16 protein-coding genes and 2 pseudogenes are annotated in these 18936 nt (G+C 60.4%); 6 read left to right on the top strand and 12 right to left on the bottom strand.

Features of this window, described 5'->3' with window-relative positions; translation table 11 throughout:
• The first annotated feature begins 8 nt into the window (after positions 1-8).
• Positions 9-320, top strand: a pseudogene (locus tag NKG95_RS12655) (DUF736 domain-containing protein).
• An 88-nt stretch (positions 321-408) separates the two neighbouring features.
• On the opposite strand, the gene NKG95_RS12650 reads toward NKG95_RS12655, so the two are convergent.
• From NKG95_RS12650 to NKG95_RS12625, 6 genes are all read right to left on the bottom strand, one after another.
• On the bottom strand, positions 409-942 hold the full coding sequence (locus tag NKG95_RS12650) for a Ros/MucR family transcriptional regulator (RefSeq protein WP_353041028.1): 534 nt from the start codon (positions 940-942) through the stop codon (positions 409-411).
• Positions 943-1199: 257 nt separating this feature from the next.
• On the bottom strand, positions 1200-2138 hold the full coding sequence (locus tag NKG95_RS12645) for an ABC transporter permease (protein ID WP_353040880.1): 939 nt from the start codon (positions 2136-2138) through the stop codon (positions 1200-1202).
• Positions 2131-3213 carry an ABC transporter permease gene (locus NKG95_RS12640; RefSeq protein ID WP_353040879.1) on the bottom strand — a complete coding sequence of 361 codons (1083 nt, stop codon included), beginning with the start codon at positions 3211-3213 and terminating at the stop codon, positions 2131-2133. The genes NKG95_RS12645 and NKG95_RS12640 overlap by 8 nt, the downstream gene beginning before the upstream one ends.
• On the bottom strand, positions 3210-4727 hold the full coding sequence (locus NKG95_RS12635) for an ABC transporter ATP-binding protein (protein ID WP_353040877.1): 1518 nt from the start codon (positions 4725-4727) through the stop codon (positions 3210-3212). The genes NKG95_RS12640 and NKG95_RS12635 overlap by 4 nt, the downstream gene beginning before the upstream one ends.
• 22 nt (positions 4728-4749) lie before the next feature.
• On the bottom strand, positions 4750-5763 hold the full coding sequence (locus tag NKG95_RS12630) for a BMP family ABC transporter substrate-binding protein (protein ID WP_353040875.1): 1014 nt from the start codon (positions 5761-5763) through the stop codon (positions 4750-4752).
• A gap of 30 nt (positions 5764-5793) precedes the next feature.
• Complete coding sequence (locus NKG95_RS12625) at positions 5794-7563, bottom strand: adenine deaminase (RefSeq protein ID WP_353040874.1); 1770 nt, start codon at positions 7561-7563, stop codon at positions 5794-5796.
• A 159-nt stretch (positions 7564-7722) separates the two neighbouring features.
• On the opposite strand from NKG95_RS12625, the gene NKG95_RS12620 reads away from it, so the two are divergent.
• The 3 genes from NKG95_RS12620 (at position 7723) to NKG95_RS12610 (ending at position 10185) form a co-directional block, all read left to right on the top strand.
• Positions 7723-8697 carry a LysR family transcriptional regulator gene (locus NKG95_RS12620; RefSeq protein ID WP_352483377.1) on the top strand — a complete coding sequence of 325 codons (975 nt, stop codon included), beginning with the start codon at positions 7723-7725 and terminating at the stop codon, positions 8695-8697.
• A gap of 423 nt (positions 8698-9120) precedes the next feature.
• On the top strand, positions 9121-9321 hold the full coding sequence (locus tag NKG95_RS12615) for a hypothetical protein (protein WP_352483378.1): 201 nt from the start codon (positions 9121-9123) through the stop codon (positions 9319-9321).
• A 618-nt stretch (positions 9322-9939) separates the two neighbouring features.
• Positions 9940-10185: a DUF982 domain-containing protein gene (locus NKG95_RS12610; protein ID WP_353040872.1), complete on the top strand. Its 246-nt coding sequence runs from the start codon at positions 9940-9942 to the stop codon at positions 10183-10185.
• Positions 10186-10346: 161 nt separating this feature from the next.
• Here the strand turns inward: NKG95_RS12610 and NKG95_RS12605 are convergent.
• The 3 genes and pseudogenes from NKG95_RS12605 to NKG95_RS12595 all read right to left on the bottom strand — a co-directional run.
• A pseudogene (locus tag NKG95_RS12605) lies at positions 10347-11030 on the bottom strand (ABC transporter ATP-binding protein); the annotation flags it as partial.
• Entirely contained in the window at positions 11030-13315 is a 2286-nt protein-coding gene (locus NKG95_RS12600; RefSeq protein ID WP_353040870.1) for an ABC transporter permease, read from the bottom strand. The gene NKG95_RS12600 and the pseudogene NKG95_RS12605, both read right to left, overlap by 1 nt.
• A 3-nt stretch (positions 13316-13318) precedes the next feature.
• The gene (locus NKG95_RS12595; protein ID WP_353040868.1) at positions 13319-14347 is read right to left on the bottom strand and encodes an ABC transporter substrate-binding protein; all 1029 of its coding nucleotides are present in this window, start codon (positions 14345-14347) and stop codon (positions 13319-13321) included.
• Between the two features lie 1332 nt (positions 14348-15679).
• On the opposite strand from NKG95_RS12595, the gene NKG95_RS12590 reads away from it, so the two are divergent.
• Positions 15680-15868, top strand: a complete 189-nt coding sequence (locus NKG95_RS12590) for a DUF3008 family protein (RefSeq protein WP_023720359.1) — start codon at positions 15680-15682, stop codon at positions 15866-15868.
• A 249-nt stretch (positions 15869-16117) separates the two neighbouring features.
• Here NKG95_RS12590 and NKG95_RS12585 read toward each other — a convergent pair whose 3' ends face one another.
• From NKG95_RS12585 to NKG95_RS12575, 3 genes are all read right to left on the bottom strand, one after another.
• Positions 16118-16324, bottom strand: coding sequence for a sugar phosphorylase (locus NKG95_RS12585; RefSeq protein ID WP_352851886.1), 207 nt, complete (start codon positions 16322-16324; stop codon positions 16118-16120).
• 861 nt (positions 16325-17185) lie between these two features.
• Positions 17186-17644, bottom strand: coding sequence for a hypothetical protein (locus NKG95_RS12580; RefSeq protein ID WP_353040866.1), 459 nt, complete (start codon positions 17642-17644; stop codon positions 17186-17188).
• A 56-nt stretch (positions 17645-17700) separates the two neighbouring features.
• Entirely contained in the window at positions 17701-18300 is a 600-nt protein-coding gene (locus NKG95_RS12575) for a hypothetical protein (RefSeq protein WP_353040864.1), read from the bottom strand.
• A gap of 96 nt (positions 18301-18396) precedes the next feature.
• Here NKG95_RS12575 and NKG95_RS12570 point away from each other — a divergent pair, with 96 nt between their 5' ends.
• Positions 18397-18912: a helix-turn-helix domain-containing protein gene (locus tag NKG95_RS12570; protein WP_353040862.1), complete on the top strand. Its 516-nt coding sequence runs from the start codon at positions 18397-18399 to the stop codon at positions 18910-18912.
• Positions 18913-18936 lie beyond the last annotated feature (24 nt).

Genomic DNA, 18936 nt, shown 5'->3' with positions numbered 1-18936 from the left:
CCACCACAATGGCTACGATCGGCATTTTCTCCCGCACCGCAAACGGCTTCTCCGGCTCGGTCAAGACCCTCAACCTCAACGTCAAGACGGTGACGTTCGCCCCGGTCGAAGGCGACAATGAGAAAAGGTCCGGACTTCCGCATCTTCGCCACCGCTCCCGAGTTCGGGGTGGCATGGAAGAAGACTTCGCGCGAAGGCCGCGACTACCACTCGGTCAAGCTCGACAATCCAGGCTTTCCCGCTCCGATCTATGCGAGCCTGGTCAAGACCATACCGCGAGGGAGTTCTCGCTCATCTGGTGCCGCGGCGCCGCTGAGTGATCCGACCCAACCCGGAGCCCCGTCGCAAAAGGCGGGGCTTCGATGTCAGGTACGCCACTGCATAGACGCTCTTATCAGGTGCAGCACTCTATGCTTTGACGGGTGCCTTGGGCGCCTTCTTCAGCGGCGCCTTGATTGCGGTTGCGACTGTCGTCGCTGGTGCCGCGCGAGCAGCTCGTTTTGGTTTTTCTGCCGCAGTCGTTGAAGGCGTTGCCGCCTTGCGCCCCAGGCCCATTGATTTCGCCAGGGCCGAGCGGGTGGCCGCGTAGTTCGGCGCCACCATCGGATAATCCGAGGGCAGGTTCCATTTCTGGCGGTATTGGTCAGGGCTCAGATTGTAATGCGTTCCGATATGCCGCTTCAAGGATTTGAATTTCTTCCCGTCCTCCAGGCAGATGATGAAATCCGGCGAGACTGATTTCTTGATCGACACCGCCGGTTCCAGCTTGGCCGTGGCCGGAGCCACAGCTGTGCCGATCCCTTGCAAAGCGACATAGGTATCGCCGATCAGCTTCGACAACTCGCCGACCGGCAGGGGATTGTTCGAAACAAAGGCGGAAACGATGTCGGCGGTAATTGATACCAGATCAGCCTGGTCGCGTTGGTCTGGAGAAACGTTCATCGAGTTTTCCTCTTGTCTAATGGGCGCGTGGACGGATGAGCTGTTTATTGCGGAATCACGCAAACAATTCGTTATTTCCGTCAACAAACCTCATTCCTTGCAAATATCAAGCCGGCACGCTTCGCATTCTGAGCACCAGACAAGATTGGGAGGCGCTCGATTTCGACTGCCTGCTCGATGAAGCAATGCAACGGCAGCTTATTCGGCTGACGCGAGCGGCCGACAAGCTGGACGCAATCGGCGGTGACAGCGCTGTCCTATTCCCGTGTGTACGGCACGCCCAGCATGGCCGGGGCACTGGCTCGCGAGCGACGGATCATCAGCGCCACGATCGCCGCAACATAGGGCATCATCAACATATATTGGTAAGGAATGGCGATGCCGATGCCTTGGATTTGCAATTGCAGCGCGTCGAGGAAGGAAAACACCAGCGCCGCTACCAAAATCGGGTAGGGCCGCCACAGACCGGCGATAACGATGATGATCGCCAGCCAGCCGCGTCCGTTGGTCATGTCCGGCACGAAACGCGCCGCTTGGCCGACAGACAGGAACGCGCCGGCGAAGCCTGCCATCACGCCACCGAAGACCACTGCAGCATACTGGACCGAGGCCACCTTCACCCCCTTAACATCAAGGGCCTTAGGATTGTCGCCAGCGCAACGTACGATCAGCCCATAGCGCGTCCGGAACAGGAAGAGCCATACCGCCGGCACCATTAGGAAGGCGATGTAGGTCAGCACCCGCTGGTCGAACAGGATTGGGCCGAGCACCGGGATCTCGCTCAGGCCCGGTATCGGCACGTCGGCGAAGAAGGGGATGGTCGGCGTATTGTCGTGGCCGGCGAACGCGGAACGCAGCCAATAGGTGGAAAGGCCGGCGCCGAGCAGGTTGACGGCAAGCCCCGTGACGATCTGCTCCACTTTCAACGTGATCACCAGCACGGCGAACACGAGCGCCATCAGCGCGCCGGTGAACCCGGCTGCAAGGACACCCAGCCAGAGCGAGCCGCTTTCGTATGCGGCGAGATAGCCGGTGAACGCGCCCATAAGCATCATGCCTTCGAGACCCATATTGTATACGCCGCTGCGCTCGGCGACGAGCTCGCCAATTGCGGCGAGCAGGAGCGGGGTGGCGATGCGGATGGTCGCCGCCGCCACGCTGATCAGGATTGACGCTTGGAAGAGAGCGTCAAGCACGGCCGACCCTCCGCAGGCGGAAATTGCACGCCGCCCAGCCGGCTAGGTAGAACAAAAGGAGGATCGCCTGGATGGCATAGATCAGCGCTGAGGGTACGCCGGTCTTGATCTGCATGAGCGTGGCGCCGTTGAGCAGCGCGCCGAACAGCACCGCGGCGACGACGACGCCAAGCGGATGCAACTGGCCGAGGATGGCGACGATGATGCCGCTATAGCCGTAGCCTGCTATGACGCCCGCCTTCAGGCGGTAGTGCACGCCATAGACTTCCGTGATGCCTGCCAGCCCGGCAAGCGCGCCGGAAACCATAAGCACCACGAGGATCAGCCGTCGTGTATTGGTACCCTGTACGTCGAGCGCGCGCATGTTGGACCCGGCAGCCTTGATCTCGTAGCCGAGCGGTGTGCGCGTCAACAGCATGTGGACCAGGGCAGCCGCTGCGATCGCCAGCAGGAAGCCGGCATGCAGTCGCGAACCGGAAAACAGTTGGGGAAGCACCGAGCCGGGATCGACCTTCGGCGTCTGCTCGAAGAAGGCGCCGGCCTCGCTCCACGGGCCGCGCAGCAGCAGCAGCGAAATGACATAGACGATGATGTAGTTGAGCATAACGGTCGAAATCACCTCATCGACCGAAAAGCGGGTCTTCAGCACGCCCGCGAGGCCGGCATAGAGTGCTCCGCCGACAATGCCGCCGACTATGACCACAGGAATTTGGATGAAAGGTGAAAAGTCAATGAGGTTGTGCTGCAACCAGTAGGCAAACATGGCGCCGGCAAAGACCTGGCCTTCGGCGCCGATGTTCCAGATGCGCGCGCGGAAGGCGACGCAAGCGGCAAGTCCGGTAAAGATCAGAGGCGTGGCCTTGACCAGCGTTTCGCCGGCGGCGCGCGACGACCCAAAGCCGCCCTTCAGGAGAGCCTCGAAAGCCGCCCGTGGACTGGCGCCCGCGGCGGCAAAAAGCAGGCTGCACACCAGAACCGCCGCTGCTCCTGCCGCGGCAAGCGCAACGACGCGCGCGGTCGGCCGCGTCTCCAGTCGACGCTCGAGGCGCCATTCCACGAGGTTGAAAGCGATCATGCCGCAGCCTCGCTCTCGTGGCCCGCCATCAAGCTGCCGATTTCGTCATAGGTGGTTTTTTCCGTATCGAGCACCGCAAGGATGCGGCCGCGAAACATCACGCATATGCGACGACTTAGCGCGAAAAGATCGTCCAGTTCCTCGCTCGCGAGCAGGATGGCGCAGGCTTCGTCGCGTTTGCGCTGGAGTTCGCGATGGACGAACTCGATGGCGCCGACGTCGAGTCCGCGTGTCGGCTGGTTGCACAGCAAAAGCCGGTTCGCCTTGGCGAACTCGCGGGCGAGGATGACCTTCTGCGCGTTGCCGCCCGACAACTTACGGGAGGGTGCCGACGGGCCGGTTGCGGCAATGGAATAGGCGCCGATCGCCGCGCGCGCGTTGGCATCGAGCGCCGTGGCGTCGATGAACGGTCCGTTGCGCCAGCGCGCCTGCCATTGCTGGCCGAGGACGAGGTTCTCGCCGATGTCGAGGTCGGCAACGAGGCCGTCGCGGAAACGGTCGCTCGGCACGTAGCCGACGCCTTTGGCCGCTACCGTCGCCGGGGAGTTCGCTTGCAGCGCTTCGCCATCGAGGGAGATCGTGCCGCGATCGGGCGAGATGAGGCCTGCGAGGCACTCGAACAGCTCGTCCTGGCCGTTGCCGGAAACGCCGGCGATGCCGAAGATCTCGCCGCCGGCGATGTCGAAAGACGCATTGTCCAGCACCGCCCTTTGCTCGCGCAGGTATGTGAGCCCGCGCACCGAAAGCACCGTCTCGCCGGGCGCTTTCGCATCTCGCGCGCGCGCCGGTGCCGCAACCGGGCGGCCCACCATCATGGTGGTGAGCTGGTCGCGGCTGACGTCCGAGGTTGAAACTGTTCCGACCAGTCTCCCCTTGCGCAGCACGCTGACCTGGTCGGACTGCATCACTTCCGCCATTTTGTGGCTGATCAGCACGACCGACAGGCTTTCGGTGGTGAGCCGCCGGACCGTCGCAAACAGCCGGCGCGATTCTTCAGGCGTGAGCACTGCCGTCGGTTCGTCCAGGATGAGCAGCCTGGCGCCGGTGTAGAGTGCCTTGACGATCTCCACCCATTGCTGCTCGCCGACGGAAAGATCGGCGACAGGCCGGTGCGGATCGAGCGAGATGCCGTAGGTGGAACAGATCGCCTCGATCCTTGAGAGAGCGTCGGCCCGGCCGAGCCGCCAGCCGGAGCCGGTGCCGACCGCCACATTCTCCAGCACAGTGAAGCCGGGAACAAGAACGAAATGCTGGTGCACCATGCCGATGCCGGCGCGGATGGCTTCGCCCGGCGAGCGCAGGTGGACGGTCTTGCCGTCCACCCGAATTTCGCCGGCGTCGGGCTGATAGAGCCCGTAAAGGCAGGACGACAGCGTCGACTTGCCGGCGCCATTCTCGCCCAGCAGGCAATGCAATTCGCCGGGCATCACGTCGAGCGAGACGTCGTCGTTGGCGAGAAGCGTAGCGAAACGCTTCGTCAGGTGCCGGACCGATAGGCGCGGTATCTGGCTCATCTCGGATCGGCGATCTCCCGCTTCAGTCCGATTTCGGCTCGTCCAATTTGAGCTCGATCTTCTTCTCGCCGCTCTGGATAGCTTTGGCCGTTTCAGCAGTAAGCGACTTGACGTCGTCGGGCATCTTGGCTTCCCATGCCGGATTGAGGGCAAGGTCGCCCGAGCCTTCTTGCCAAGTGAACCACTTCGCTTCCTTCGGCGCGTCGAACTTGGCGCCGGTGGTCTTTGCCTTCCACCACTCGTCGATGATCCAGTTGATGTGCGGATCCCATTTTACGATGGTCGAGGCGATGATCGACTTCGGTGCGACCTTCGACATGTCGACATAATTGCCGAAGCAGCCGATGCCGCGCTGCTCGCACACCTCGAAGGCGCCCGACATCTGGTAGATCATGTCCGCACCGGCGGCGATCTGCGCCGAGGTGGCCTCGTTCGATTTGGCCGGATCGAACCAGGACTGGATGAAGCTAATCTTCTGCTTCACCTTAGGGTTGACTTCCTTGGCACCGGCGAAGAAGGCGTTGATCTGGTCGTTGGTGTCTTCGGCCGGGAAGGTGGAGACAGCGCTGACGACATTTGACTTCGTAAGCTTGCCGGCCAGCTGCCCCATCACATAGGCAGGCTCGTGCGCATGGATGAATATCCAATAAGCGTTGCCACCGAGGCCGCGATTGCCCGAACCGCTCATGACGAACATCGTGTCGGGGAACTCGTCTTTCAGCTTTTCGATCGCATCGACATAGGCGGTATCGCCGAACAATATGTCGTACTCGCCCGTCTCCGCATAGGTGCGGAACACCTGCTCGGCATTGTCGTAGACGTTCTCGGTGTAGTTGATCTCGACGTCGAGGCCGTGCGGCTTGGCAGCGATGATCCGGTCCATGGAACTCACGAAGGAGGACTCCCACGGTGCTTCCTTGCCCGCGGAAAGAATGCCGGCGATCCTGAGCTTTGTCGGCTCCTCGGCCTGCGCGCGGCCGCCCGCCAACAATGTCGCGGCGACGAACGAAACCGCTACGAGAAATGTCTTCAGCATGGGTTTCTCCCTTTGTGTCGTGTTCCCGGCTTATGAGGCTTGTTTCAACGGATTGACTACTTTCAGGTTGACGCAGTCGATCAAGCCGAGATCGGTTATAGCGAAATCGGGAATCGCGGTGATCTGCAGTACGAACATGTACATGAAGGGCCATGGCAGCGTACAGCCAAGCGCGCGTGCCGCATCGTCGAGTTCCAGTTCCTTCTTCGCCATCTCTGAAGGCTCGAGGTCCGAGACGATGCCGCCGATCGGCAGCGGCAGGAACGACACGATGCGACCGCCGTCCGTCACCACCTGGCCGCCATTGTTCTCGACGATGTGGTTGATCGCCAATGCCATGTCGTCGGGGTTGGTACCGAGACAGACAATATTGTTGTCGTCGGGCGCCGCCGAGGTGGCGAGCGCGCCGGAGCGCAGCCCGAAGCCGGAGGCGAAGGCGACCGGCCGGTTGGAGGTGCGGCCATAGCGCTCGACGACGGTGAGATACTGCACGTCCTGCGACGGATCGGCCTCGACATAGCCGTCGCGCACCGGCAGCACGACATCGCGCTGCCTGCGTACGAAAATCTGTTCGGGCGTGACAGCGATCGTCAGCACTGGCGCCTTGTCGCCCGCGTTGGGCGCGCGCACCAAAAGGTCCTCGCGTGAAACGGGCGCAAGTTTGAACGTGTCGGTGACAAGAGCGCTGCGCGCCGGCGGCGCGAGATCGTCCATGAGCCTGCCATCGCGCGCGGCAAGCCTTCCCTTGGCGATGACGGTCGCAACGCGGAAATCTCCGATATCCTTGACCAGCAGGATGTCGGCGGCGAGCCCGGGCGAGATCGAGCCGACCTTCTGGCCGATGCGCAGCGCTTCGGCGCCGTTGATGGTCGCCATCTGGATGGCGGTGAGTGGCGGAACTCCCATCGCGACCGCCATGCGGATCATGTTGTCGAGATGGCCGCGGCCAAGGATGTCCGATGCGACCACGTCGTCGGTGCAGAAGCTGATGCGGTTTGTGGCACCTATCCCCATCTCGGTGACGATGCGCAGGTTCTCCTGGAGAAAATGCGAGATGGAGGACTCGCGAATGACGACATGCATGCCCTTGCGCAGCTTTTCCAGCATCTCGTCCGCGGTGTAGCTCTCGTGGTCGGAACGCACGCCGGCCTGCAGGTAACTGTTCAATCGATTGCCGCGACACATCGGCGAGCAGCCGAGGATCGGCAGGCGGCTCTTTTCGGCGATCTCCACCGCCTGCAGGACGTGCTCGTCCATCGTGTCGACGAATTCGCGCACCGTCTCCCATATGCCAATGCATTCCGGCCAGGAATGAGTGGCGCGATGATCGTCCGGTCCGAAATAGTAGCCGACATTGGAGCGCGGCAGCGTATAGGGCGTCTTGCACGGCGCACCCCAGAAGATCTTGAGGGGAGTTCCTTTCGCTTCATCAAGGAATTCGCGCGCGCCTTCGAGGCCGGACACCACGAGAATCTGGTCCAAGCCAGACACGATCGAAGTAGTGCCGAGCGGCACCACCGCCTTGGCGAAGCTGGTGACCGACATTTTGGAGCATTCAACGTGGAGGTGGCCGTCGATCAGGCCGGGGCAGAGGAAATGGCCGGTCGCATCGATCATCTCGGTCTCGGGCCCGCGATACTCCGAGACATGTCCGACAGCGACGATACGGTCCTTGTAGACGGCGACGTCGGCGGGATAGATCTCGCCCGACGCGACATTGACCAGGGTGCCGCCGGTGACGATGAGCGTTGCCTTGTACTCCGCGCGACCGGCGCGGATGAATTCGCGTAGATCGGACAACTTCATCTCCCGTTCATGCAATCTCGCGCGGCCGGGACCTAGCCTCGTCCTGCGCCAAAGCCCAGCTTGCGCGCTGTGATCCTGTCGTATTAGGGTTGTCCATGCAAACCTCAGCTTCTAGTCATTTCTGGACATAACGTTCAAATTGTTGGACGACCGATGGATTTTGAAGCAATTGACTATTTCATTAAGGTGGCTGAGGCGCAGTCGCTCTCGCACGCCGCGAAACTGTATGGGCTGCCCAAGTCTAGCCTGAGCCATAAGGTGCGCGCGTTGGAGGATTCGCTTGGTGTCGCGCTGTTTGTGCGCGACGGGCGGGAACTGCATCTGAGCGATGCCGGGGTCGAGTTCCTCGACCATGCCCAGCGTATCAAGGAAACCTGCGAAGGAGCGAAGGCGGCGATTGCCGAGGCGGGTCACGATATCGCCGGCACGCTGACGATAGGCTCGACCGGCGAGTTCGGCACCTCCTTCACCTCGGAGCTGCTGTTCGCCTTCCGCCAGCAGTTTCCGCAGGTACATGTCGACGTGATCTTCCTTTCGCTCGGCTATTTCCTTGCGCCGGAGAAGCACCAGCCCTTCGACGGCATATTCCATTGGGGCGAGCCCGCGAACTCCGACTACATTGCGCGCAAGCTCGGCGAAGCGTCGTTCTGCCTCTATGCCAGCCCGCGCTACATTGAAAACTTCGGGGAACCGGCGATGCCCGCGGACCTGGCCGGTCACGGCGCCGTCGCCTTCCGCCAGCCAAGGGGCGTGCAATCCTGGCATCTCGAGCGCGGCGGGGAAACGGTCGACTTCATACCCACGGCCCAGTGCATGGCGAACGACTACTGGATGCTGAAATACTTCGCCGTCGCCGGCGAGGGTATCGTTTATCTGCCAGCCTTCTTTACCGAGATCGAGTGCATGAACGGCGACCTGGTGCCAGTACTGCCGGAGTGGCACTCGCCCCTGGTCCCGATAAACCTGCTTTATATGCGACGCCGTTATGTGTCGCGCAAGTTCGCCGCCTTTCTGGATTTCTGCCTGGACTATTATCGGCAGCGCGCCGCTTACAGTTCACCCAGGTATTGCGTCGAGGTCGTGCGGCCCTTTGGGGGCCAACGCCCCGGAGGAGAAAGTAACAGATGATCAAGGCGTGGGTCCGAAATGCGCGCCGCAGTTGGTTGATGTCGCCATGGGCGCACCGCCCGCTGGTATGGTGATCCGGAACGTGCGCTGGGCGAATGTTCATTCGGGTGAGATCATCCTCGCAAAAACCACGACCAGCCGGTTGGGAAGGCGCGAAATCGCCGCCGCCTAGCGGAGGCAGGGAAGGGCGTATTGTCTTGCTCCAAAAATGCCCTCGCGGGAATTTGCTCCGGTCACCGCAATGACAAAGATCAGCCAATTGACTTTTGCTCGCGGGGCCGCATCAAGACGCAATATTTTTGCGCGAAATATTCCGGACTGACGGCAAAGCAACGATGACCAACCGTACGTTTCTTATATCCAATTGACGCCAACCAAGAATAAATTAATATCCGGCTGGGGCGTGTCTTTGGGGAGGGTTGGATGAGCAATGTGCAAAGGGTAACTCCAGTTCTAGAACAAGCAATCGCTGCACTTCTAAACAGGGCCGAGTATGACGACACCGTTTCGATCAAAGCGGCACTGAAGGAAATTAGGCGGACTGCGCCTTATTTGGCCGCATCCGACGAAGAGCTAACCGAAGCGATTATCGAAGTATCTGCTGTCATGGGCCTGTCTCAATGAGCGGCATTGCGTATCCTGGCGATTTGGCTTTGTTGAAGCAGGTCTTGATCGTGTCTGCGCCGAGGCAGGTATCTCCGTTAGTAGCATGCAGGCGGAGCGCCTGAGCGTGAGCGCAATGGCACTCTTCTAGGGTAGGACGGCGAGTTCGACGAGGCGCCTTCTTTATGAACGCCTTCGGCTTGTTGCCCGCTCCCTGCCGAGATGGGATTGAACGTGACCTCCGATCGCCAGGGAATTCTAGCGGGCATTTCGCTCGATACGAAATCCTCGCGTCAATACAGAAGGGGCTGTTCCCCCGTTGCACTGCAGCGCGAGATCGGGCCGACTTTTTTGTTGCTGATGTGCCAAATGAACTTTGCGCGGGGCGCGAACGGACTTTTGCCCTCTAATCCAGCTCCATGGCACCCATTGGCTGCTGCCTAGGAAGGAGAGATGCTACGCCGCTCCTGGTTAAAGGTCGAGCGTGCCGGCTGTTCGTTTTCAACCTCCGCATCATGGCGCGTACGCCCTCACAGGAACAATATCGCCAGGCGAATGAGCATCCGCTGCCGCAGCCCTTCCGGCTGAGCACTTTCCGCTAGTTCCAGACCAACCCGGTAGCGCGTTATATTCCGACTCATGGCACTCCATTGGTTCAACCCTCCAGTATTTGTGAAGACCGACCGACCCGGGGTCACCTACGGCGTCAATCACGTCGAGGGTGCTGCCGACGAACTCATGAAGTGGCCTAAGAGGGGACCTAAGTGGAAGCTGGCGCTGCAGTCCTGCATAGATGGGTTTGAGGGCAGGGTGTCGCCTCAGGAGGTCCGCATGGCCTTCGAGGCCGCTGCCAGGGAGGAGGGCATGCTCCGCTCCTCTGGATAGGCTTGATATGCTCGCTGATCTCAACTTCCCACCATGTCGCGTGTCCCTAAATGGGAGCACTATCGCCCAGGGAAAATGAACATAGCAGGCCGTTCAAACGTTCAGGTAGCGACTCGCTCCTGCGCTGAAAGAGCAATCGAGAACTCCCCTATTCGTTTCGGTCGATACGTACCGTCCTGTGCGATCACGGCTTTGTTCATGACGATGATACGGTCCGAAACCGCCAGCGCCTCTTCCTGGTCATGCGTGACATAGACCACCGTCAGCCCGAGCTTGGTCTGGATTTCCCTGATCTCCTCGCGCACGTGTCGACGTAGCTTGGCGTCGAGATTTGAGAGCGGCTCGTCGAACAGCAGCACTTGCGGTTCGAGCACCAGCGCCCGCGCCACCGCCACGCGCTGCTGCTGGCCGCCAGACAATTCGCTGGGCAGGCGCGCCTCGAAACCGGTCAGGCCGACCATTTCCAGCCCGGCACGGGCACGCGACGCAGCCTCCTTCTTGTCATGGCCGGAGAAGCGCAAGCCGTAGGAGACGTTCTCCATCACCGTCATATGCGGGAACAGCGCATAGGATTGGAAAACCATGGACACGTCGCGGTCGGTAGCGGGCAGGCGCGTGACGTCTTTGCCGCCGATCAGAATGCGGCCGCTGGAAGGCATTTCGAGTCCGGCGATCATGCGCAACGTCGTCGTCTTGCCGCAGCCGGAGGGCCCGAGAAGCGTCACCAGCTTGCCGGCTTCGATCGCAAGCGAGATGTCGTCGACCGCCGCCGTGCTGGCGCCCGGATATGTCTTGGTGACATGGTCGAAGGTCACCGAGGCGGCGTTGCCGCGAATTTCGGCCATCACCCAGCTCCTGCTATCGTCGTCGGGCCGCCTGCCGTTCCGGGCAGGCTGACATTGGTGCGCACGCTCCAGCCGTCGCCCGGCTGGATGCCGCGCCGGCCGATATTGCGGCTGCCGACAACCAGCTGCATCAGGCCGATCACCATCAACATGACGACGATAAGCACCGTCGAATAGGCGATGGCGATGCCGTATTCATTGTTCTCGACACGTCCCACGATGTAGCTGGTCGAAAGATCGTAGCGCGCGCTGACCAGGAAAATGACGGCGCTGATCGCGGTCATGGCGCGCACGAAGGAATAGACGAGCGCCGCCAGCATTGCCGATCTCAGCAAAGGCAGGATGACGCGTCTGAAGGTCTGCCACGAGTTGGCGCCAAGCGTCAGCGAGGATTCATCCAGGCTGCGGTCGATCTGCGACATCGAGGCGACGCCGGCGCGCACGCCCACCGGCATGTTGCGGAAGATGAACGACAATACGAGGATGATGCCGGTCCCGGTCAGTTCGATCGGCGGCACGTTGAAGGCAATGATGTAGCTGACGCCGATTACGGTTCCCGGAATCGCGAACGAGAGCATGGTCGCGAATTCGAAGGCATTCTTGCCGCGGAAATTCTGGCGGACCAGAAGGTAGGCGGTCAGAAGCCCTATTCCGGCCGTCAGCGGCGCCGATATCAGCGCGATCTCCATGGTCGTCCAGAAGGAGCTCCATGCCGAGCCCGACCAGTGGATGCCGAACTCATTCCAGCCGACGGAAAACGCCTTCCTGTAGTGCTCCAATGTGAGGCTCTGGTCGACCCCCCAGAGCTTGACGAAGCTGCCGTAGAAGATCACCGCGTAGACCAGCACCGTGAAGGCCGTCCACAGTCCGGCGATGACATAGAGCGCGTATGTCAGCCCGCCCGGCAGGCGCGGATGGACGCCGGCGTCGCCCTTGCCGGTGACGGTGGTGTAAGGGCGCCTGCCGATCCAGAAGCGCTGGGCATAAAATGCGCCGAGCGTGAAGGCCAGCAGCACCAGCGCCAGGATCGCGGCAAGTGCCGCATCGTTCTGCGCGCCGACGATGGCGAAGAAGATTTCCGTCGACAGCACGTCGTAATTGCCGCTCAGCACCAGCGGATTGCCGAAATCGGCCATGCTCTCGATGAAGCCGAGCAGAAAGGCGTTGGCCAGGCCCGGCCGCATCAGCGGCAGGGATACGGTCCAAAAGGTCTGCCAGCGGCTGGCTCGGAGCGTCTGCGAGGCCTCTTCCATGGACGGGCTGACGCCTTCGACGACGCCGATCAGCACCAGGAAAGCAATCGGCGTGAAGGCGAGGACCTGGGCGATGAGCAGGCCGGGAAGTCCATATACCCACCGTGTCGGCTGAATGCCGAAGACGCCGGCGACGCTCTGCGTCACCGCGCCCGACAGTCCGAACAACAGGATGATGGCGAGACCGATGACAAAAGCCGGCGTGATGATCGGCAACACGGTCAGCGCGCGCAGCAGCTTGCTAAAGCGGAAACCGGTACGGGTCACGACCAGCGCGAACACCAGCCCCAGAAACATGGTCAGCAGGCCGACGAGCACGGCCAGCAGCAGCGAATTCCAGGCCACGCCGCAGCGGCTGCCGTCGGCAAGACAAGCCAGGCTCCACAGCCGCGAACTGAACAGTTTGGCCAGGAACGCGACAGGCGAGTAGCCGCCATCGTCGGTCTGCATGGCATTGGCCAGCATCATCAGGATCGGCATGAAGATGAAAATGGCAACCATGGCGACGACAAAGCCGATCGAGCCGACGACGAAGACGTCACCAGAGATGGCGCCGCGCGCGGCAACACCCAGGGTGAAAAGGCACAGAAAGGCACCGCTGACCAGCAAGGCGCCGTAGCCCATGCCGAATTGGCGGTCACCAAGTTCGCCGAACAGGCTGGTGAGCCAGCCGAACTGCCAGCCGCGCAGCCCGATGGCGAAGCCCTGGAACAACAGCCAGCCAAATCCGGCGGCGCCGACAATGATCAGCAGTCGGCTGAAAAACGGATCGGATTTGGTGCGCCCCCACAGAAGCAGCGGCACCGCCAGCAGCAAGCCGAGCGGCGCCAGCCACAGTTTCTCGCCCTTGAGGGCCAGAATCAGGGCCGGCGCGAACTCGCTGTCGGACGGGTAACCGTCGAACAGCCAGGAAAAGCCGAAGAACCCGTCCTCGATGCCGTACCAAGGCAGCACGGCAAACCCCAGCCATCCGACCGCCATCCAAAGGAGGGCGACCGGTTCAATGGGCCAGCGGGTTTCGCGGAAGCGCATCTGCTATTGCGGCAGCGATGCGACCTCCTCGTCCCATTTTTTCAGCAGCCGCTTGCGCTCTTCACTCGAGCCATACTTCTTGAAGTCATAGTCGATCAGCTTGATGGTGGAGAGGTCGGGCGCCTTGTCGGAGGTTTTTGCCGCCTTGTTCGACGGAACCTGGAACGACCCCGCCTTTTGCGCCATGGACTGGACGTCGGCCTCGAGCGCCCAGTCATAGAATTTTTTCGCAGCCTCCAGGTTCCGCGCCCCCTTGATGATCGATTCCGAGCCGATCTCGTAGCCGGTTCCCTCGCAGGGAGTGACCGGAACGATCGGGAAACCTGCGACGACCTGCGACACGGCGTCGTGGATGAAGACGATGCCGATGGTGGTCTCGCCGAGACCGGCGGCCTTGATCGGCGCCGAGCCCGACTTGGTGTACTGGTTAACGTTCTTGTGCAGGGCTTTCATGTATTCGAAACCCTTGTCCTCGCCAAACAGCTGAACGATGGTCGCCAGCATATTGTATGCGGTCCCCGAGGAATTGGGGTTGGCGACCTGGATGTGCCCCTTGTATTCGGGCTTGATCAGATCGGCCCAGCATTTCGGTTCGGGAAGATTGCTCTTGGCCAGCAGATCCTTGTTGTAGCCGAAGCCCAACGCACCCGAATAGATGCCGACCGTGCGGTAGCCGGACGTTTCCGCCTGCTTGATCGCCCAGGGCTGCAACTGGTCGAGCAGCGGCGATTTGTATTCCACTGTCAGGCCCTCCTCGGCCGCCTGCAGATGCGGATCGCCGGTGCCGCCCCACCAGATGTCTCCCTTTGGATTGGCGGCCTCGGCGCGCAGTTGCGCATAGATTTCGCCAGCGCTCTTGCGGGTCATATTGACGGTGATGCCGGTCTTTTCCTCGAACGCCCGCGCCGTCTGCTGGCACCAGACCTCGTCAACGCCGCAATACATGGTCAGGCTTTCGGCGGACGCCGATGACGACGCGGCCCACATACCGGCGACGAGGATGCCGGCGCCGAGAATTGCCCTTTTTAGCATGTTGAAATTCCTCCCTAAGTTATTTGCCGAGTTATGAAACCCAGATACGCGGAAAATTCAAGTTGGAAGGGTGCGGTGGCGTTGTCGGGATTAAAATGAGACCTTGTGATCGCGCCCGGGTGTTCGGGATGGTGCAATGTTTCCCTCCAACGTTTGGCGATAGGCTGCGCTCGGTTCTGCGTGCAGAACTTGACTGCTTTTGGAGCAAGACGCTGGCGGCCTACAAAGCGGCGGTCGAGCAACCACCAGAGGAGTCATCATGAGCACACGTGCAGCAGACACGTCCGTCAAACGGCCCATCGTGGTCGAGGCGCCGATCGCGCGCGCTCTACACAACATGCTCGGTTGAGATCGCCGAGACGGTGCTCGAGCCCAAGACCGGTGGCTACCTCTATGACCGCGGCACAGACGGCAGCGTGTGCCGCTGGGCACGCGTGCTGGCCTACGATCCACCCAACCGACTGCTCCTCAGCTGGAACAACAGCCGCAATGGCAGATCGAAAGCGACCGCGAAAGACCAGCGAATGGGAAGCGCGGTTCACTGCCGAGACAGAGCACCGGATCCGCATCGAGATCGAGCGCCGAAAGCTGGCGCGCCATAGCAAAAGCTGGGAAAGCGTTCGCGACGGCGTTGCCGGCGACCAAGGTTGGCCGCTGTACTTGCCGCGGTTTGCTGATCTGGTGGCGCGTCAAGCCTAAGGTGCGCATGTCAATCGCGGGGAACAGGGAACCTGAACGGAGGTGCGGTGAGTGCCAGGCCCACATCTCTCGAAGCTCGCAGCTGCGTTGAGGCGATCGGTGGGTGACTGGCGGTCGCCGCCGGGTTAGCAAGTCTCAATTTGCGTCCGGGGCTGCCGACTCGCTTTGCATCGTCACATTCGTGCGAGGGGCGCTGCCTGGCACGCAATCAGACCACAGCGCTGGAATGTTTTTGGGGGAGACGACACCGAAGCGGAGCTAATCCGAACGCACGGATTCATTCCCGATGACGCGCCCTGGCCAGCCTGCCGAGCTCGCGGCCACCTCTTCTGGCCTCGGACGGCGCCAGCTATACGACCGGCGCCCTCTACGACGTCACTGGCGGAAGGCCGATGCTTTAATGAATTTGTCCCGGGGGAGAACGGAAGGTCGCTTGTCGGGATCGCGCTCTGGTCGCTCGCGCAGCCGTTGCGACGATAGCTTCGCCTACGTTGCTTTCCTGACTTGAAGGGTCATTCGGCCGCTCGGGCGATCAACGCGACAAGCCAAGTTCTTTGCGGCCGTTGCCCAGCAACGGGACGCGGAGCAGGCCGACCGCGTTTCACAACGAGGCGGTGATATTGGAGGTATGAAATGCCAGCCAAATCCAAGGCCCAGCAGATGGCGGCAGGCGCCGCCCTTGCGGCCAAACGCGGTGAAAAGAAGAAGAGCGAGTTGAAGGGTGCGTCCAAGTCGATGGTCAGGTCGATGAGCGAGAAGGAACTTCACAAAATGGCGTCGACCAAGCGCAAGGGCAAAGCCGAACATGCGTCCAAATCGTGAGTAGATGGCCGGATGGGCGGCACGGCAAGCGTCCTCATCGTCTTCCACCTCCGTTCCGATCAGATCAGATGCCTCCTGCTCGTTCGGCGTAGCGCCGCAGAAGCATCACAAAGCCCATGTTCCGCGAACGGATCCGGAAAATCTGCTTCCATGCCGAAACTCCTTCCTTTTCGAGACTGGTCGTGAGCTAATAGAACCCACCAAGACCGCCGATCTCGTATGACCCGACGGGCAGCGGCAATCTCCGTGTTACCAACGTATCACGACGACCTTCTCGGCCCCGTTGCCGAGTTCGACAGCTTCGGTGCCCTCTGGCTTGCGGCCTTGGATCTTGGCATCGTCGATGGATTCAACGACGGCAACGTTGACCCCGAAGGCCTCATCGATTTCGGCGACACAGACCAAGGTATCCGGTGGCAGGTCCTTCACTCGGTCCAACAACTCGCGAAGCTTCATGGCGGACCTCCTTGGCGACATCTGGATAACAGGAGCGTTATCCTTTTCGGCCGTGCATTCGGAACCCTCTCGGTTGAGAAAGGTTCCCCGGTCGCACTGCGCACGTCCCTTGTTTGCAACGCTGCCAGCGCAATTTCCTATTGATCATTTATCCACCCGCCGCCGAGCAGATTCTGGGGCAAGCCAGGTCTGTCGACCTAGCCGAACGCCGCAGGACATATGAGGCAGGCGGCTGGACCGGCTTTGATCCGGACGCTGTCGACTATGTCTCCGACGAGATCGAGCGTGATAACGCTCCTAGAGGCAATCGGCCCTGATTAGCTGACCTATCCCGGGCGGCGGGCACTGCCCGGCAGGGTTTCGGGATCGGGCTGCAAAAACAGAGTGACTTTGGCCGGTTCTGTCGCAAATCATGAATGTGGTCACAAGGAGAGGCTTCTGCGCTATCGTTCAGGCGGCAAGGATCTCGAACTGCTCGGCGATTGAAGGGACGTGGATTGTAGGCGAACCTCGCCTGCTGTTTGCGTTTTCGACAGAACCATGTTGAAATATCTTTTGATACATCTCTAAGTTCCATAAGATAGATTACGCGACATTTACCGGTTAAAATTAATATTTCTCAATTATACAAGGTATGCATGGTCCGTGTCTAAAGTCTTCGACAGTCACATGTGGGGAATTATATCAAGCGCCGTGACAGTCACTCCTACTCCAAGTCTCTATACGACAGATCGATATTACTTACCATCACCTAACCGCCCGACAAAACTGGACGGAAGACTCTGAACGCTTCTAAAACGCCGGTATCGGCGCCCCCGGTCAGACCATATCGGCCTTCGCTCGCCTGCACTCTCGGCGCACTCACTTGTGCGGCATGCAATAGACTCCCTCGGATTCCATCAGCACCGCGCCGCCCTTCAACTCGCTCAGCGCGCCGACCCACGCTTCCGAATAAGTGCGGCTGGCATCCACGGCCGTCAGCCAAAGAACGCGATTGTCGGCCAGTTCGACTTTAACTTCCTGCTGCAAGGGGCTTGCCTGCACGGTCTGTTGATAGTGGCGTTTGATCCTGACATTGCTGGCCGGGAACTCAGCCTCGTTGCTGCCGTAGTTCAGCACAAATCCAGTGTGGTCCTCTGTCACTGAGCAACTGCCACCACGCTCACACATAATTTTGGCAGCGGTCTTGCAGTCCCATTTCAGTGAAGCGGGCCACATAGGATTGTCCACGCTTGATCGCGGCTTGTCGCTCTGACCAGCCGCCGTCACCACTGCGCCTGTGTTCATAATCATAGTGGACAGCAGAAGCGCCTTGAACACTACAAACCTCCCTGAATTGTGGCCCTCATAGTCCTCGTCCTACGTGATGGCCTGGCTTATGGCATGTTGAGATTGAACCAGCTTTTCTGGTGTATGCCGTTCGCGTCGTCATACTCGATGAACCAGGGCTTTTCGCGCATCGGCCGAGAGATGGTATAGTATGTGGAGCCGTCACCCGCGAAAGACCTTCTATCGCTACTGGTAGTCTGGATTTTTGCCCGCACAAGTTTACCCTCGATCTCGATCTGGGCCTGTCGAGATCCGTTATCATGGTCTCGGCCGAAGCGGCTGTTCGTAAAAGTGACGGGCAGCGAGAGCCTGTCGGCGCTGATGCGGCAGATGTCCCGTTCTTGCCCCATTCCTGGCCGATCGGAATCGTAGCTGCCGACTGCTTGCCAGCCAGATGGACAATCCTCATACTTCTCGAATCTAGCGGCGCTGGAGTTGGCTTGCGGACAGGTCGGCCAGTTGAAACCCGGAGCTTTCATCGCCGCAATCAACTTGTAGATTGGCGGGTGGCAAGAAGGAGTGCCCTGCCACTCACCGGACAGACAGAGGAGCACCTGACAGCCCCATTCCGATGCCTGTGATTGGGATGGGAGAGCCCCGCCCGCGACGGCGGCGGCACTCACCAAAAAATATTTCAGCATGGTCATAGCCTTTTCCTCGTTGCGATTTTGACACTTTACTATGGATCACTCGCTCGAAAAAGGACAGATCAAGAAGGCAAGTTTGTGCGATTACATCGATTTATGAAACGAGACGATACGGGCGTAGTCGACAACCCATTGCGCGCCAACATTGCGACCGTGCTGGAGCGGGAGAGAGCCAAGCGAGGCCTATCCCATATGCACATGGCCGAGCTGTTCCGCAGCCTTGAAGGCGAAGGGCTCGCTTACCGAACCTACATCCAGACAGTGCGGCAGAAAAATAATGTCACATTGACGACGCTGCAGATCATGGCAAACGGCCTGCAAGTGTCTGTCGCGGAACTGCTCTCCGGCGGGAAAAAACTTCCCGAATGGGCGCATCAGCTGGACGAAACTGCTTTCCGCAAGCGCCTTGCGCACATCATCGACATGGAGCGGCAACGACGTACTTTGCACCGCTATGAGATGGCGAAGCTGATCGGAGTGGCGGAGGCGACATTCATGAAACTGGAGCGCGCGAGCGGCAACATCAGCGTGGACACAATTGCCGCGATCGCCAAGGCGTTGAAACTTGACCCACAGACGTTCCTATTTTGGGATAAGGTCCCGCCAACCTGATCTACGTGGAATTGATGCAGCCGG

Origin of the sequence: Mesorhizobium sp. M1423, from assembly GCF_040317575.1 — a bacterium.
Lineage (GTDB): Bacteria > Pseudomonadota > Alphaproteobacteria > Rhizobiales > Rhizobiaceae > Mesorhizobium.
The sequence above is the reverse complement of the archived record's forward strand: the minus strand, read 5'-3'. Positions and strand labels throughout refer to the sequence as shown.

What these genes read in the sequence shown, in the direction of transcription:
- NKG95_RS12615 (WP_352483378.1), top strand. Translation starts at nt 9,121, where the DNA reads ATGAGCAATGTGCAAAGGGTAACTCCAGTTCTAGAACAAGCAATCGCT.
- NKG95_RS12585 (WP_352851886.1), bottom strand. Translation starts at nt 16,324, where the DNA reads ATGAAGCTTCGCGAGTTGTTGGACCGAGTGAAGGACCTGCCACCGGAT.
- NKG95_RS12640 (WP_353040879.1), bottom strand. Translation starts at nt 3,213, where the DNA reads ATGATCGCTTTCAACCTCGTGGAATGGCGCCTCGAGCGTCGACTGGAG.
- NKG95_RS12595 (WP_353040868.1), bottom strand. Translation starts at nt 14,347, where the DNA reads ATGCTAAAAAGGGCAATTCTCGGCGCCGGCATCCTCGTCGCCGGTATG.
- NKG95_RS12650 (WP_353041028.1), bottom strand. Translation starts at nt 942, where the DNA reads ATGAACGTTTCTCCAGACCAACGCGACCAGGCTGATCTGGTATCAATT.
- NKG95_RS12620 (WP_352483377.1), top strand. Translation starts at nt 7,723, where the DNA reads ATGGATTTTGAAGCAATTGACTATTTCATTAAGGTGGCTGAGGCGCAG.
- NKG95_RS12635 (WP_353040877.1), bottom strand. Translation starts at nt 4,727, where the DNA reads ATGAGCCAGATACCGCGCCTATCGGTCCGGCACCTGACGAAGCGTTTC.
- NKG95_RS12590 (WP_023720359.1), top strand. Translation starts at nt 15,680, where the DNA reads ATGCCAGCCAAATCCAAGGCCCAGCAGATGGCGGCAGGCGCCGCCCTT.
- NKG95_RS12575 (WP_353040864.1), bottom strand. Translation starts at nt 18,300, where the DNA reads ATGACCATGCTGAAATATTTTTTGGTGAGTGCCGCCGCCGTCGCGGGC.
- NKG95_RS12600 (WP_353040870.1), bottom strand. Translation starts at nt 13,315, where the DNA reads ATGCGCTTCCGCGAAACCCGCTGGCCCATTGAACCGGTCGCCCTCCTT.
- NKG95_RS12630 (WP_353040875.1), bottom strand. Translation starts at nt 5,763, where the DNA reads ATGCTGAAGACATTTCTCGTAGCGGTTTCGTTCGTCGCCGCGACATTG.
- NKG95_RS12610 (WP_353040872.1), top strand. Translation starts at nt 9,940, where the DNA reads ATGGCACTCCATTGGTTCAACCCTCCAGTATTTGTGAAGACCGACCGA.
- NKG95_RS12570 (WP_353040862.1), top strand. Translation starts at nt 18,397, where the DNA reads ATGAAACGAGACGATACGGGCGTAGTCGACAACCCATTGCGCGCCAAC.